This is a genomic window from Stutzerimonas kunmingensis, assembly GCF_014764705.1.
In the GTDB taxonomy this organism is placed as follows: domain Bacteria; phylum Pseudomonadota; class Gammaproteobacteria; order Pseudomonadales; family Pseudomonadaceae; genus Stutzerimonas.
This window is the reverse complement of record NZ_JACXXG010000011.1, coordinates 44,104-59,117: the sequence shown is the minus strand read 5'-3', so window position 1 is coordinate 59,117 and position 15,014 is coordinate 44,104. Positions and strand designations below refer to the sequence as shown.

15 protein-coding genes are annotated in these 15,014 nt (G+C 58.0%); 12 read left to right on the top strand and 3 right to left on the bottom strand.

Annotated features, from left to right (window positions below):
* Positions 1-88: 88 nt before the first annotated feature.
* From zipA to fliT, 7 genes are all read left to right on the top strand, one after another.
* Positions 89-922, top strand: coding sequence for a cell division protein ZipA (gene zipA / locus IEG05_RS10955; RefSeq protein WP_102841293.1), 834 nt, complete (start codon positions 89-91; stop codon positions 920-922).
* A gap of 289 nt (positions 923-1,211) precedes the next feature.
* Positions 1,212-3,587, top strand: coding sequence for an NAD-dependent DNA ligase LigA (gene ligA / locus IEG05_RS10950; RefSeq protein WP_191122042.1), 2,376 nt, complete (start codon positions 1,212-1,214; stop codon positions 3,585-3,587).
* Positions 3,588-3,985: 398 nt separating this feature from the next.
* Entirely contained in the window at positions 3,986-5,962 is a 1,977-nt protein-coding gene (locus tag IEG05_RS23535) for a flagellin N-terminal helical domain-containing protein (protein WP_191122041.1), read from the top strand.
* 74 nt (positions 5,963-6,036) lie between these two features.
* A complete protein-coding gene (locus tag IEG05_RS10940; RefSeq protein ID WP_224742790.1) occupies positions 6,037-6,393 on the top strand; it encodes a flagellar protein FlaG in 357 nt (118 codons plus the stop codon).
* Between the two features lie 105 nt (positions 6,394-6,498).
* Positions 6,499-7,941: a flagellar filament capping protein FliD gene (gene fliD, locus IEG05_RS10935; RefSeq protein WP_336509758.1), complete on the top strand. Its 1,443-nt coding sequence runs from the start codon at positions 6,499-6,501 to the stop codon at positions 7,939-7,941.
* 106 nt (positions 7,942-8,047) lie between these two features.
* Positions 8,048-8,434 carry a flagellar export chaperone FliS gene (gene fliS / locus IEG05_RS10930; RefSeq protein ID WP_104097473.1) on the top strand — a complete coding sequence of 129 codons (387 nt, stop codon included), beginning with the start codon at positions 8,048-8,050 and terminating at the stop codon, positions 8,432-8,434.
* Between the two features lie 43 nt (positions 8,435-8,477).
* On the top strand, positions 8,478-8,771 hold the full coding sequence (gene fliT / locus IEG05_RS23295; protein ID WP_224742789.1) for a flagellar protein FliT: 294 nt from the start codon (positions 8,478-8,480) through the stop codon (positions 8,769-8,771).
* Positions 8,772-8,827: 56 nt separating this feature from the next.
* On the opposite strand, the gene ppnP is transcribed toward fliT, so the two are convergent.
* Together ppnP and IEG05_RS10920 are read right to left on the bottom strand one after the other, a co-directional pair.
* Positions 8,828-9,109 carry a pyrimidine/purine nucleoside phosphorylase gene (gene ppnP / locus IEG05_RS10925; protein WP_179484315.1) on the bottom strand — a complete coding sequence of 94 codons (282 nt, stop codon included), beginning with the start codon at positions 9,107-9,109 and terminating at the stop codon, positions 8,828-8,830.
* 77 nt (positions 9,110-9,186) lie between these two features.
* Complete coding sequence (locus IEG05_RS10920) at positions 9,187-9,528, bottom strand: DMT family protein (protein WP_046620156.1); 342 nt, start codon at positions 9,526-9,528, stop codon at positions 9,187-9,189.
* Between the two features lie 128 nt (positions 9,529-9,656).
* Here IEG05_RS10920 and IEG05_RS23290 point away from each other — a divergent pair, with 128 nt between their 5' ends.
* Positions 9,657-9,908 carry a YkgJ family cysteine cluster protein gene (locus IEG05_RS23290; RefSeq protein ID WP_080950587.1) on the top strand — a complete coding sequence of 84 codons (252 nt, stop codon included), beginning with the start codon at positions 9,657-9,659 and terminating at the stop codon, positions 9,906-9,908.
* A gap of 139 nt (positions 9,909-10,047) precedes the next feature.
* Here IEG05_RS23290 and gltA read toward each other — a convergent pair whose 3' ends face one another.
* Entirely contained in the window at positions 10,048-11,319 is a 1,272-nt protein-coding gene (gene gltA, locus IEG05_RS10915) for a citrate synthase (RefSeq protein WP_003294794.1), read from the bottom strand.
* A 360-nt stretch (positions 11,320-11,679) separates the two neighbouring features.
* Here gltA and sdhC point away from each other — a divergent pair, with 360 nt between their 5' ends.
* Genes sdhC through IEG05_RS10895 form a run of 4 tightly spaced genes read left to right on the top strand, consistent with a single transcriptional unit; the run spans position 11,680 to position 14,907 of the window.
* Positions 11,680-12,054 (top strand): succinate dehydrogenase, cytochrome b556 subunit, encoded by a 375-nt coding sequence (sdhC, locus tag IEG05_RS10910; protein ID WP_014820480.1) that lies wholly within the window; start codon positions 11,680-11,682, stop codon positions 12,052-12,054.
* Positions 12,048-12,416, top strand: a complete 369-nt coding sequence (sdhD, locus tag IEG05_RS10905; RefSeq protein ID WP_015277279.1) for a succinate dehydrogenase, hydrophobic membrane anchor protein — start codon at positions 12,048-12,050, stop codon at positions 12,414-12,416. Before sdhC ends, sdhD begins: the two co-directional genes overlap by 7 nt.
* A 3-nt stretch (positions 12,417-12,419) precedes the next feature.
* Positions 12,420-14,192 carry a succinate dehydrogenase flavoprotein subunit gene (gene sdhA / locus IEG05_RS10900; RefSeq protein ID WP_014820478.1) on the top strand — a complete coding sequence of 591 codons (1,773 nt, stop codon included), beginning with the start codon at positions 12,420-12,422 and terminating at the stop codon, positions 14,190-14,192.
* A 10-nt stretch (positions 14,193-14,202) separates the two neighbouring features.
* Positions 14,203-14,907: a succinate dehydrogenase iron-sulfur subunit gene (locus IEG05_RS10895; RefSeq protein ID WP_003302396.1), complete on the top strand. Its 705-nt coding sequence runs from the start codon at positions 14,203-14,205 to the stop codon at positions 14,905-14,907.
* The last annotated feature ends 107 nt before the right edge of the window (positions 14,908-15,014 follow it).

Sequence of the window (15,014 nt, the reverse complement as noted above, 5' to 3'; positions counted from 1 at the left end):
TAGGGCACAATTTTTACGATGCGCTGAGAGCAGTCCCAAGTGACCGCTCGTTGCGTCTTTATCATCGAATTCAGAGGTTAATGCATTAATGGATATCGGTCTGCGCGAGTGGCTGATCGTCATCGGCATCATCGTCATTGCCGGCATTTTGTTCGACGGCTGGCGTCGCATGCGCGGTGGCAAGGGCAAGCTGAAATTCAAGCTGGACCGCAGCCTTTCTAACCTTCCCGATGTCGATGATTCCACCGAGCTGTTAGGGCCGGCTCGCGTGGTGGATCGTGAGCATGAGCCTTCGCTGGACGAAGCCGACATGCCGCCGGTGAGCGCCCGCCAGTCTGGTCGCGACGCGGGCAAGAAGCGCCGGCATAGCGAGCCTTACCAGGGCGATCTGCAACTGAGCACTGACGAGCCGGTGCCGACCCTGCTGGATCCGGTCGTCGGCGACGCGGACGATGCCGAGGCGCAGCCGGCGAAAGAGCAGGCACCGGTGGAAGAAGTGCTGGTGATCAACGTCATCTGCCGCGATCCGCACGGTTTCCGTGGCCCGGCATTGCTGCAGAACATCCTGGAAAGCGGTCTGCGCTTCGGTGAGATGGACATCTTCCACCGCCACGAAAGCATGGCCGGGAATGGTGAGGTGCTGTTCTCCATGGCCAATGCGGTCAAGCCCGGTACCTTCGATCTGGACGATATCGATCACTTCACCACGCCGGCCGTGAGCTTCTTCCTAGGTCTGCCGGGGCCGCGTCATCCCAAGCAGGCCTTCGATGTCATGGTCGCCGCGGCGCGCAAGCTGTCCCAGGAGCTCAACGGTGAGCTGAAGGACGACCAGCGCAGTGTGCTGACCGCCCAGACCATCGAACACTACCGCCAGCGCATCGTCGAGTTCGAACGCCGGCAGATGACCATCAAGCAACGCTGATAACTCACCGCACCGGGCCTCGCGCCCGGTGTTGCGTTTGATTGGGCAGACTCGCTTTCACTGGCCTGCCGCCTCGCTCTGCAGACTGTCGTAGGGTGGGCTTCAGCCCACCAAGCCCTTCGCTTCAGCGCATCGTAACGCAACGCTGCCTGCCCAGTCCGACCCCAGCCAACAGAACCCGCAGACTGCCTTCGGACTCGCATTCGGCTAGAATCCGACGCCTTCCATATCAACCAAGGCGCGCTGATGCGGTCTGAATCAGCACAGCCCCAGTCACGGCTCCGTCCTTATGCCTTCCGCCCAAACCGCCGCCGAGCGCATCGCCGAACTGCGCAGCGAAATCGACGCCCACAACTACCGCTACTACGTCCTCGATGAACCCAGCGTTCCCGATGCCGAATACGACCGTCTGTTCAATGAGTTGAGAGCGCTGGAAGCCGAGCACCCTGAATTGGTGACGCCCGAGTCGCCGACTCAGCGCGTCGGTGGCGAGGCGCTGGCGGCGTTCGGCCAGGTGCGCCATGAAGTGCCCATGCTCAGCCTCGGCAATGCATTCGAGGAACAGGATCTGCTGGACTTCGACCGTCGCGTACGCGAAGGGCTGGATTTGCCGGCCGGCGACCTGTTCGGCGATGGCGTACAGGTCGAGTACAGCTGCGAGCCCAAGCTCGACGGCCTGGCCGTCAGCCTGCTCTACGAGAACGGGCACCTGGTGCGCGGCGCCACACGCGGCGACGGCAGCACGGGCGAGGACATCAGCGCCAACGTGCGCACCGTGCGCAACATTCCATTGAAGCTGCATGGCAGTGGCTGGCCCGCGGTACTCGAGGTGCGCGGCGAGATCTACATGCCCAAGGCCGGCTTCGAAGCGCTCAATGCGCGGCAGCTGGAAAGCGGCGGCAAACCCTTCGCCAATCCCCGCAACGCCGCTGCTGGAAGCCTGCGTCAGCTGGATTCGAAGATCACTGCCAGCCGGCCGCTCGAACTTTGTGCCTACGGCGTCGGCCGCAGCGACGGCGAACTGCCTGACACGCACATCGGCGTTCTCCAGGCCTTGAAAGGCTGGGGTCTGCCCATCAGCCGTGAGCTGAAACTGGCCAAGGGCGTTGCCGAGTGCCGCGCCTATTACGACGCCATCGGTGAAAAGCGCGACGCGCTGCCGTATGAGATTGACGGTGTGGTGTTCAAGGTCAACGCAGTCGCTCAGCAGCGTGAACTGGGCTTCCGTGCGCGCGAGCCGCGCTGGGCCATCGCCCACAAATTTCCCGCGCGGGAAGAGATCACCGAGCTGCTCGATGTGGAATTCCAGGTCGGCCGTACCGGCGCCATCACCCCGGTCGCACGGCTGAAGCCGGTGCAGGTGGCGGGCGTTACGGTTTCCAACGCGACGCTGCACAACATGGACGAAGTGGCGCGCCTGGGCGTGATGATCGGCGATACGGTGATCGTGCGCCGCGCCGGTGACGTCATTCCGCAGATTCTCGGCGTAATCGCCGAACGCCGCCCGGCCGACGCGCGCGCCGTGCATGTGCCGGAGCAGTGCCCGGTGTGCGGTTCCGCCGTGGAGCGTACCCAGCTGATCAAGCGCAGCAAGGGCCGTGAGTCGGTCAGCGAAGGCTCGATCTACCGTTGCGTTGGCCGTCTGGCGTGCCAGGCTCAGCTTAAGCAGGCGATCATCCATTTCGTATCGCGCCGAGCGATGGATATCGACGGCCTGGGCGACAAGATCGTTGAGCAGCTGGTCGACCGGGGGTTGGTCAAATCGCCAGCGGATCTCTACTGCCTGACCCATGAGCAGGTCATAGACCTGGAAGGTTTCGCCGAGATTTCCACGCGTAACCTGATCAACGCCATCGATGCTAGTCGCAAACCGAATCTCGCAAAGTTCGTCTACGCCCTCGGCATACCAGACGTCGGTGAGGAAACCGCCAAATTGCTGGCACGCGCGCTGGGTTCCCTGGAGCGAATCAGCCGGGCATTGCCGGACGTGCTCGTCTACCTGCCCGACATCGGTCTGGAAGTCGCTCATGAAATCCATAGCTTCTTCGAGGATGAACACAACCGCACGGTCATCGCGCTGCTGCGTGAACGTGGCGTCGAGCCGCAGGAGGAAGGCGACGTGCATCCGGAGTTCGCCGCCTGCGCGACACTGCCCGATCTGCTCGACCGGCTCAACATTCCTCATATCGCCCGCACCGGTGCCCAGCGGCTGACAGAGCGTTTCGGCACGCTCGAAGCAATCATCGCCGCCGACTGGCTCGATCTGCGTCAGGTCGAGCGCCTCACTGAAAAGGCCGCGCGCTCCCTGCGCGACTACTTCGACAAACCCGGTAACGCCGAGCGCGCCCGCGATATCGAAGCGCAGCTGCGGGAGTTCGGCATGCATTGGGAAAGCGAGCGGAAAGCCGCCGAAGGCCTGCCGCTGGCCGGGCAGACCTGGGTACTGACCGGCACGCTGGAAACCATGAGTCGTGATGAAGGCAAGGCGCGGCTGGAGGCGTTGGGAGCAAAGGTCGCCGGGTCCGTATCCGCCAAAACTACCTGCGTGGTGGCAGGCCCCGGCGCGGGCTCGAAGCTCGGTAAGGCCAATGAGCTCGGCGTGACGGTACTGGACGAATCGCAGTTCCTCGGGCGCCTCGCACAGCTGGGTTCGGTAGATACATAGCGCGGCAGCTGTTCCTTTCTAGAAGCCCCGACGCCGCCCCCACTCCTGTAATGCTCAACCGAACCTGCGGGAGAGGCGCCGGCTGCGAAAGCGCCGTCCAAAGCTCACCAGCAATAAATCGATTCCCTGGATCGCGATTCAGCGAAACAGGCTTAGCCATCCCCTAAAGTTTTCCCCCCTGCGCCCGAAAAGCTGGTCAAGCAAGTCCGCAGTATGGATGCGCTGGCGTAGCGTTGGAGCGGTACCGGGCTCACGAAAAAGTTCGAATCTGCCCTAAAGCCAACCCAAACGGCGCCGATAAGCTAATCGAATGCGAACTCAATGGGTGCCTGGGCACAAGCCGGCCCGGAGTCGCAAGCTCAGGCAACCATAGTAACTAGCGCCCTTGGAGGCTCATCATGGCTCTTACAGTCAACACCAACATCCCGTCGCTAAATACCCAGCGCAACATCAACAACACGTCCAACGCCCTGAATACCTCCATGCAGCGCCTGTCCACCGGTAGCCGCATTAACAGCGCGAAGGACGACGCCGCCGGCCTGCAGATCTCCAACCGCCTGACCAACCAGATCAGCGGCTTGAATGTGGCGACTCGTAACGCCAACGACGGCATCTCCCTGTCGCAGACTGCTGAAGGTGCATTGCAGCAGTCAACTAACATCCTGCAGCGTATGCGTGACCTGTCGATCCAGTCGGCCAACGGCTCAAATAGCGACTCCGATCGCGCTGCGCTACAGAAGGAAGTATCGGCGCTGCAAAGTGAGCTGACTCGTATCGCGGAAACCACTACTTTCGGCGGTCGTAAGCTGATGGATGGCTCGTTTGGTACATCCAGCTTCCAGGTTGGTTCGAATGCTTATGAGACCATTGACGTAACTGTTAAAAGTGCCTCGGCAAGCGACATCGGTTCGTATCAAGTAGGTAGTAAAGCAAAAGGCGTGAATGCCGACGGGGAGCTAACTCGCGCATTTGGCGCAGTCGCTACGGCGGCAGATATTAAGACTGTAACCGGTAGTGTTGTGAGTGGCGATGGCAGCGGGGCGTTTACTCCTTCTAATCTTAGTATTGTTGGCGGTGGTAAGTCGGAAGAGGTAAAAGTTGAAGCTGGTGATAGCGCCAAGAGCCTGGCGGCCAAGTTAAATGGTGTTATTCCTGGACTAAGCGCTACGGCGCGTACTGTCTTTCAGGCTGAAGTGACCGCCTCGGCGGGGCAGTCGGCAGATTATAAGCTGACGGTAGGTAGCGGATCTGATGCCAAATCGGTAGATCTTGTCGGTGTGACCTCTACCCAAAGTCTCGCAGATCAGATCAACTCAAATGCTTCGAAGCTGGGGCTGAAAGCGAACGTGGACGAGAAAGGCGTGCTCACCGTTGAATCAAGTACCGGTGAGAATGTCACGTTTGGCGGGTCGAGCAACGCGACAGGTGTGTCGTTAAAGGTTCGCGTCCAGGATGCCGAAGGTAATTTCGGTGCGTCTACCTCTGTTGGTGAAAGCGCAGCCGGTACTGCGGGTCAAGAGACAATAGTTGGTTCGCTCCAGCTTAATTCGCCCACGAGCTACGCTATCTCAGCAGCGACTACGACAGCGACTGCGAAAACTAACGACATGACACTCGCGCTAACAATTACCGCCTCTGGGCCCGCAGTGCCCGCAACTGACGCAGTAAGCGTGTCGTTGGCTAGCATCACGGTTAGTGGAGTTGCAATCGATACATCCGGCTACAAGTTTTCCACTGTCGGAGAGCTGGCAACAGCTCTAAAAAATGACCCCAACGCATCAGATCTGCTTCGTTTTGGGACGGATGGGCAGATCAGTTCTAAAGATGGTTCAGATATTGTCTTCGGGGCGATGAGCAAGTACACCGCAGCTGGTGCGCCTGCGACGACAGGTACCGTGACATTCACAGTGACCCCCAAAGACAAGGACGGGGTGGATTTGACCGGTGCAAGTATTTTGGATCTCACTGCCGGAGCCTCCAATACGGTTGCAGGGAAGACAAGTAGCGCAATTACCGTTGAGGGAAGCTACCAGCTTTTTGGCAGCGCGTCGGCCACCAAAAACTCGGTTGATAAAGTGGATATTTCCACAGCCGATGGTGCCCAGCGTGCCCTTGCGGTAATCGATAACGCTCTCGCGGGCATCGATTCTCAGCGTGCCGACCTCGGTGCTGTGCAGAACCGCTTCGACAACACTATCAACAACCTGCAGAACATTTCGGAAAATGCCTCGGCTGCCCGTAGCCGGATCATGGACACCGACTACGCTGCAGAAACCGCCAACCTGTCTAAGAATCAGGTGCTGCAGCAGGCTGGTACTGCAATCCTGGCCCAGGCCAAGCAGCTGCCGCAGTCTGTACTGTCGCTGCTCCAGTAAGGCGAAAGCCGTCTGGCTAACAGGGGGAGGGAGTTTAGGCTCCTTCCTCCTTTTTGCGTTGTGAGGTATTAGATATGGAAACGGTAAATCTCTCTTCTTTATCGCAGCCAAATACAGTTAGGCGCGAAATGCCGTCGCTGAGCCCTAACGCTTCCGGTGAAACTGCGCCGACTGATGGTGCTAAGGCTAAGGAACAATCGGTTTCCGCTTCTGAGAGTGCAACCTCGGCAGTGGAGCGGTTCAAGTCCATCGTCCAGGACCTGCAGCGCAATCTCGATTTCAGCGTGGATGATTCTAGCGGGCAGGTTGTTGTGAAGGTCATGGATGGCGAGTCAGGCAAGCTAATACGCCAAATACCATCCGAGGATCTTTTACGGCTTTCCGAGCGGCTTGAGGACATGCGTAGTTTGCTGTTCAAGGCTGAAGCCTAAGGCACGATTATTGGATGGACTTCCTGAGTCGCCAGCTCAGCCTGGCTTTCAGGCATATTTTTGACGAGGTGTCGTATGGCAGGTATCACAGGTATCGGATCCGGTATGGATATCGATGCGATGGTTAAGGCCATTTCATCAGCCGAGCAGGCGCCGAAGGAAAGTCAGCTGAAGCGGCTGGAAGCCAAGACGACTACCCAGCTGACATCGTTAGGGCAGTTGAAAGGTGCAATCAGCAATTTTCAAACGGCGTTGTCTGCTCTCAATAGCCCCTCTTCATTCCTGGCGCGTAAGGCGTCCTCTTCTGAAAGCAATGTGGTAACCGCTAAGGCCAGCCAAAGCGCTGTGGCGGGGAGCTATAAGCTGGAAGTCGAAAAACTGGCGAGTAGCAGCAAGGTCGCCCTGGCTGCTGTGCCTGCTGATGATAAAACCAAACTGAACGCCGGCACCTTGAGCATCAAGGTGGGCGGCTCGGCCGCGCTCGATATCACCGTCGACTCGACCAATAACACGTTGGCGGGCGTTCGTGATGCCATAAACAAGGCAGGCGCAAGCGCGGGCGTCAGCGCAACCATCATCACCGATGACCAGGGCTCTCGCCTCGTGTTGAGCAGCAGCAAGACGGGGGATGGCAATGACATTTCCGTTGTGGGGACGGATGCCGACCCTGCAGAAGGCAACGTTTCGCTCGGGGCATTAGCGTATAGCGCCCCCCCTAATTTAGCTGACTACTCTGGAGAAACAGACCCGGAGTATGTCGAGGCCAAGGCCACGTATGACGCCCAGATTGCTAGCCCGGGCTCGGCCAAGACTCTTGCTGTTGCGCAGAGTGCGAAGTTCACAATCGATGGCCTTTCTGTTACCCGCGAGAGCAACAGTGTCGATGATGTGGTCAGTGGTGTCAGTTTTGAGCTCAAGTCTGAAGGTACCAGTAGCGTGACGATTGCTCGCGACGAGGCCGGAGTGCAGGGCAACGTCAAAAAGTTCGTGGATGCCTATAACACCTTGATGAACTTTATAAATACCGAGACGAAGGTCACCACGGTTACCGAAACCGATGCGCCCGTGACTGGGGCTTTGGTGGGTGATAGCTCTGTTCGCTCGCTTATCAATTCTATTCGATCAGAGCTGGTGTCGCCTCAGGGGGAGGGCGCGATGCGAGCCTTGGCTGACATGGGCATCACTACCAAGAAAGACGGCACTCTTGAGATGGATGCGGCCAAGGTGAGCAAGGCGATTACGTCGAATTTCGAAGAGGTCGCCGCCTACTTTACTGGGGACAATGGATTAGCGAGCCGCTTAGGTGCTCGGTTGAAGCCCTATACCGATGCTGGCGGAATATTGGAGTCCAGAACGGATGCATTACAGGGGACTATCGATAAGGTCGACACGCAGAAAGCGGAATTAACAAAGCGGATTGCGGCGCTGGAAGAGCGCTTACATAAGCAGTTCAATGCGATGGATACCCTGGTGGCCCAGCTTACTCGCACAAGCGATAGCCTCACGCAGCTTTTTGACAGCATGCCTGGGTTTACGCAGAAAGATTGACCGGATGACTGTCAAGGCTTTGCTTTAAGTGTTGGAAAAAGCTGCTAAAGCTCTTTGATTGTTTGTCGATAACTTGAACAGTATCGCTAAACGCTTGGAGCCCATTATGAACGCAATGTCCGCAATGAAGCAGTATCAACGTGTTGGGGTGCAGACTCAGGTTGCTGAGGCTAGTCCCCATCGCTTGATACAGATGCTCATGCAGGGCGGCCTAGACCGCATATATCAGGCCAGGGGCGCCATCCAATTTGGCCGCTTGGCCGAAAAGGGCGAGCTTATCGGCAAGAGCATCTCCATCGTTGGTGGCTTGCGCGAGGCCCTTGATCATGAAGTAGGCGGCGAGATTTCGGCCAATCTTGACCGGCTCTATGAATACATGATCAGGCGGCTAACGGAGGCTAACCGCAACAATGATGCTGATGCGCTTACAGAGGTCGCGGCTTTGCTCCAGGAAGTCAAGGCTGGCTGGGATGGAATTGCGCAGTACGCGTAACATTTAACTGGGCCCTAGGGTCACCCAGACCAAGGTATTTTTTATGACGCTTATCGGCTCTCTCAAGGAGCTTCAGGTCGAGCTAAGTGACGCGCTGTCTCGCCGTGATTGGGGTGCAGTCAGTGGGCTTGATCCTCGCTGTCGTGCGCTTGTAGCAGAGATTGTTGCGATGGAGCCTTGGGGTGATTCAGCGCTCCGCGATGAGATTGGCGCCTTGTCTAGTTTGTATGCGGATCTACAACAAGCAGCGAGAGCAGAGCGTGAGCGAATTGCTGGTGAGTTGGCTCAGCTCAATCAGTCGAGGCGGGCGGATCAAGCGTATAAGACACTCAGCTGAAAGCAGCTCAGTGGTGGAAAGTCCTTGGAGTCTTTCCACCTTGCGCCTTGTAATGCTTAGCGATACTCGCACAAATAGGCGGTTTCAACCGTCACCTTCAGCTGAAATTTGCTGTTCGCCGGTACGGTGAACTGGCTGCCGCTGGCGAAGGTTTCCCAGGCATCGCTACCCGGCAATTTCACGTCCAGGCTGCCGGCAACTACGTGCATGACTTCCAGTTGGGCGGTGCCGAACTCGTATTCACCTGGCGCCATGACGCCGATCGTGGCCGGGCCTTCAGTCATGTCGAAGGCGATGGATTTGACGGTGCCATCGAAGTACTCATTGACCTTGAACATTTGGATTCCTTTGCAGGGTCGGGAAAAGGGTCGCCAGTATGCCCAAGCGCCAGGCCTGGCGTCACCTGGCAGAAGTGCTAGCTGCGAAAAATGAAGTAGACCGCTCCGACCATGCAAAGCCCTGCCCATAGATAGTCCAGCTTCAATGGCTGCTGCATGTACAGCACGCTGAAGGGCACGAACACCATCAGCGTGATCACCTCCTGCATGATCTTTAGCTGGCCGATCGATAGCTCGGTATAGCCGATGCGGTTAGCCGGCACCATCAGCATGTATTCGAAGAAGGCGATGCCCCAGCTGATCATTGCGGCTATTAGCCAGGGTTTGCCGTTCAGGCTCTTCAGGTGGCCGTACCAGGCGAAGGTCATGAAGAGGTTGGAGCAGCAGAGTAGGGCGGCGGTTTGCAACCAGACAGGCATGATGGGGTGGGGCTCGAAATACTGACGCGCTAGCGTATTTCCAGGCGGTGCTGCGTGCAATGGCCATCTGGTGCGCACACTTCTGTCGGATTATCATCGCGCGCGTTTTTTCACTGAGTGGCAGTTTTATGGATTGTCGCCCCGGTTGCGGTGCCTGCTGTATCGCCCCCTCAATTAGCTCCTCGATACCTGGCATGCCTCATGGCAAGCGTGCGGGGGAGCGGTGCGTGCAGTTGACCGCTGATTTTCTTTGTTCACTGTTTGGAGACCCGCGGCGGCCGGCGGTGTGCTCGGCTTTCTCGGCTGACGCTGTTTGTTGTGGGGAAGGCAGGGCGGACGCGATTCGTCTGCTTGGCTGGCTGGAGCAGGCGACGGCATAGCGATAGTCTTGGGTTTGCTGCTTAGCGGTCCCGTTGTTCTGGCGGCTCCGGCTTGAAGCTGTGCACTACTAGCTAACGGTCATGCGAAAAGCAAAAAAGGCTGCCCCAAGGCAGCCTTTTTCGTGCGCGGGGTTGTCGCTTAGCGCGGCAGGTCGCGCTTGGTGTGGCCGGTGTACAGCTGACGCGGGCGGCCGATCTTCTGGCCGGAGGCGATCATTTCTTTCCAGTGAGAGATCCAGCCGACAGTGCGCGCCAGGGCGAAGATGACGGTGAACATGCTGGTCGGAATGCCGATGGCCTTGAGGATGATGCCCGAGTAGAAGTCCACGTTCGGGTACAGGTTGCGCTCAGCGAAGTAAGGATCGTTGAGGGCAATCTCTTCCAGCTTCATGGCCAGATCCAGCTGCGGGTCATTGATGCCCAGCTCGCCCAGAACCTCGTCGCAGGTCTGCTTCATGACCTTGGCGCGCGGATCGAAGTTCTTGTAAACGCGATGGCCGAAGCCCATCAGCTTGAACGGGTCGTTCTTGTCCTTGGCCTTGGCCAGGAATTTCTCGACGTTCGACACGTCGCCGATTTCGTCCAGCATGGTGAGTACGGCTTCGTTCGCGCCACCGTGTGCCGGTCCCCACAGGGCGGCGATACCGGCGGCGATACAGGCGAATGGGTTGGCACCGGTGGAGCCGGCGAGGCGTACGGTGGAGGTCGAGGCGTTCTGCTCATGGTCGGCGTGCAGGATGAAGATGCGATCCATTGCCTTGGCCAGCACCGGGCTGATCGGTTTGATCTCGCACGGGGTGTTGAACATCATGTGCAGGAAGTTTTCCGAGTAGCTCAGATCGTTGCGCGGATACATCAGCGGCTGACCGATCGAGTACTTGTAGACCATCGCAGCAATGGTCGGCATCTTCGCGACCAGGCGCACCGCGGAAATCTCGCGATGGTGCGGGTCGTTGATGTCCAGAGAGTCGTGGTAGAAGGCCGAGAGCGCGCCGACAACGCCGCACATGATGGCCATGGGATGAGCGTCACGGCGGAAGCCATTAAGGAAGGATTTCAGCTGCTCGTGAACCATGGTGTGGTTCTTCACGGTGCTGACGAACTGTGCCTTCTGTTCGGCGGTCGGCAGTTCCCCGTTCAGCAGCAGGTAGCAGGTTTCCAGGTAGTCGGATTTTTCCGCCAGCTGCTCGATCGGATAGCCGCGGTGCAGCAGGATGCCCTTGTCGCCGTCGATGTAGGTGATCTTGGACTCGCAAGAGGCGGTCGACATGAAGCCGGGATCGAAGGTGAAGTGACCCGTGGAGGTCAGGCTTCGTACGTCTATTACATCAGGCCCTACGGTGCCGGTTAAAACGGGCAGTTCGACGGGGGCAGCGCCCTCGATGATCAACTGCGCTTTCTTGTCAGCCATGTATGGCCTCCTGTTTTGTGCTTGGAATCATCATGGCCCCCCACGCAGGGCCCGCATCACTATAGAGTGATAAATCGCAAAGTCAATTTGCGTGAACCCATGCCGTAGAGGGCTCTGCAGGGGGATGCGTACAGCTTGGGTGCACTGTTTACGGCATTTATATAGGGGGTGCTATCAGCCTTTAGTGGCACTTCACCACATTGTCATTAGTGACCTAACTGTTTATACTCGGACACCGACCGGCAGGGGCCTTACAGGCAGTATTCTGTAGGTTGTCACTCGTGGGTAGCGGGTACTGCTGCGTACTCTTCCCAACAACTTTGCCCTGCGCTCTGGGGCTCTCAAGTGTGAAAAAAAGCCGTGAAAAGCCAACGACCTGTAAACCTAGATCTTAGGACAATAAAACTCCCCATCACTGCTTACACGTCGATTCTCCACCGTGTATCCGGTGTCATCCTGTTCGTCGGTGTCGCCTTGTTGCTGCTTGCGCTCGATACCTCGTTGTCTTCGCCAGAAGGCTTTGAGGATGTTCGTGCGTATCTGAGCAGCCCCCTGGCCAAGCTGGTGAGCTGGGCGTTGCTGTCCGCACTGCTGTATCACCTGGTGGCGGGTGTGCGTCACCTGATCATGGACACTGGGCATGGCGAGACGCTGGAAGGCGGCAAGCTGGGCTCGAAAATCGTAATCGCCGTGTCGGCGGTGCTGATCGTTCTGGCGGGAGTGTGGATATGGTAACCAATGTCACCAACTTTTCGCGCTCGGGTCTGTACGACTGGATGGCACAGCGCGTTTCTGCAGTGGTTCTTGCGGCTTATTTTCTGTTCCTGCTTGGATACCTGATTGCGAATCCGGGCTTGGAGTACGCACAGTGGCATGAGCTGTTTTCGGCCAACTGGATGCGGATCTTCAGCCTGTTGGCGCTGGTTGCCCTGAGTGTGCACGCGTGGGTTGGTATGTGGACGATTTCCACTGACTACCTGACCAATATGGCGATCGGTAAGTGGGCTACCGGCGTTCGTTTCCTGTTCCAGGCGGTGTGTGGCATTGCCATGTTCACCTTCTTCGTCTGGGGCGTGCAGATTCTTTGGGGTATCTGATTCATGGCTAACATTCGTACGCTTTCTTTTGACGCCATCATCGTTGGTGGTGGTGGCGCCGGCATGCGCGCGGCGCTGCAGTTGTCTCAGTCCGGTCACAAGACTGCTGTGGTCACCAAGGTTTTCCCGACTCGCTCGCACACCGTTTCCGCTCAGGGTGGTATCACCTGCGCCATCGCTTCGGCTGATCCGAACGATGACTGGCGCTGGCATATGTACGATACCGTCAAGGGTTCCGACTACATCGGTGACCAGGACGCTATCGAGTACATGTGTTCCGTTGGTCCGGAAGCCGTGTTCGAACTCGAGCACATGGGGCTGCCGTTTTCCCGTACCGAGCAGGGTCGTATCTATCAGCGTCCGTTCGGTGGTCAGTCCAAGGACTTCGGTAAGGGCGGCCAGGCTGCTCGCACCTGCGCTGCTGCCGACCGTACTGGTCACGCACTGCTGCATACGCTCTATCAGGGCAACCTGAAGAATGACACCGTATTTCTCAATGAGTGGTATGCGGTCGATCTGGTGAAGAATCAGGATGGCGCGGTCGTTGGTGTTATTGCCATCTGCATCGAGACTGGTGAGACCGTTTACATCCGTTCTAAGGCCACTGTTCTTGCAACTGGTGGTGCTGGGCGCATCTATGCATCGACTACCAACGCGCTGATCAACACCGGTGACGGTGTGGGCATGGCGCTTCGCGCCGGCGTACCGGTTCAAGATATCGAGATGTGGCAGTTCCACCCGACCGGTATTGCCGGTGCAGGCGTGCTGGTAACTGAAGGTTGCCGTGGTGAAGGTGGCTACCTGATCAACAAGCACGGCGAGCGCTTCATGGAGCGTTATGCTCCTAACGCGAAGGACCTGGCTGGTCGTGACGTCGTTGCGCGCTCGATGGTCAAGGAAATCCTGGCCGGCAATGGCTGTGGGCCGGATGGCGACCACGTCATGCTGAAGCTGGATCACCTTGGTGAAGAAGTGCTGCACAGCCGTTTGCCGGGTATTTGTGAGCTCTCGAAGACCTTTGCGCATGTTGACCCGGTGACTGCTCCGGTACCGGTCGTGCCGACCTGTCACTACATGATGGGTGGTATTGCCACTAACATTCATGGTCAGGCCATCACTCAGGATGCTAACGGTAACGACACCATCATCGATGGCCTGTTCGCCGTAGGCGAAGTGGCTTGTGTGTCGGTGCATGGTGCCAACCGTCTGGGCGGCAACTCGCTGCTCGATCTGGTGGTGTTCGGTCGCGCTGCGGGCCTGCACCTGGAGAAAGCGCTGAAGGAGGGTATCGAGCATCGTGGTGCCAGCGAAACCGATCTGGACGTTGCCCTAAGCCGTCTTGCCGGTCTGAACGAGCGCACCACTGGTGAGGACGTCGCCCCGCTGCGCAAAGAGCTGCAGAACTGCATGCAGAACTACTTCGGTGTGTTCCGTACTGGCGAATACATGCAGAAGGGTATCGCTCAGCTGGTGGATCTGCGCCAGCGTATCGCCAATGTCAAGATCTCGGACAAGAGCCAGGCGTTCAACACCGCGCGCATCGAAGCGCTCGAGCTGCAGAACCTGCTGGAAGTCGCCGAGGCTACTGCAATTGCCGCGGAGAACCGCAAGGAATCCCGTGGTGCACATGCTCGCGAAGATTTCGAAGAGCGTGATGACGAGAATTGGCTGTGCCACACCCTGTACTTCCCGGGTGACAAGCGCGTTGCCAAGCGTGCCGTGAACTTCGCTCCGAAGACCGTTCCGGCATTCGAGCCCAAGGTTCGGACTTATTGAGGTCGACGATATGTTGCAAGTGAGTGTTTATCGCTACAACCCCGATCAGGACGAAAAGCCGTTCATGCAGGATTTTCAGGTCAATACCGATGGTAAGGATCTGATGGTTCTGGACGTCTTGGCTCTGATCAAGGAACAGGATCAGGGTTTCTCTTATCGTCGCTCCTGCCGCGAAGGCGTGTGTGGCTCCGATGGGATGAACATCAACGGCAAGAACGGTCTGGCTTGCATTACGCCGCTGTCCGCGGTGGTCAAGAACAATAAGCTGGTCGTGCGTCCGCTGCCGGGTCTGCCAGTTATTCGTGACTTGGCCGTCGATATGAGCATCTTCTACAAGCAGTACGAGAAAGTGCGTCCGTATCTGATGAACGATACGCCGCCACCGGCTATCGAACGTCTGCAAAGTCCGGAAGATCGCGAGAAGCTGGATGGTCTGTACGAGTGCATCCTGTGCGCTTGCTGCTCGACCAGCTGCCCGTCCTTCTGGTGGAACCCGGACAAGTTCCTCGGTCCGGCCGCGTCGCTGCAGGCTTATCGTTTCCTGGCCGACAGCCGCGACACCGAAACCGAGAACCGTCTGGCAGGTTTGGACGATCCGTTCAGCGTGTTCCGCTGCCGCGGTATCATGAACTGCGTTGACGTTTGTCCGAAGGGATTGAACCCTACCAAGGCAATCGGTCACATACGCAACATGCTGCTGCAGAGCGGCACCTGATGACACCCCGGTCGCGAAAGGTTATGCGCTAGCCTGGAATGGCCGGTGCGTTACCCGTTACACCTGCGGCGCCGAAGTTGAAGCTCGGCGCCGTAGTTTTAGTAGGA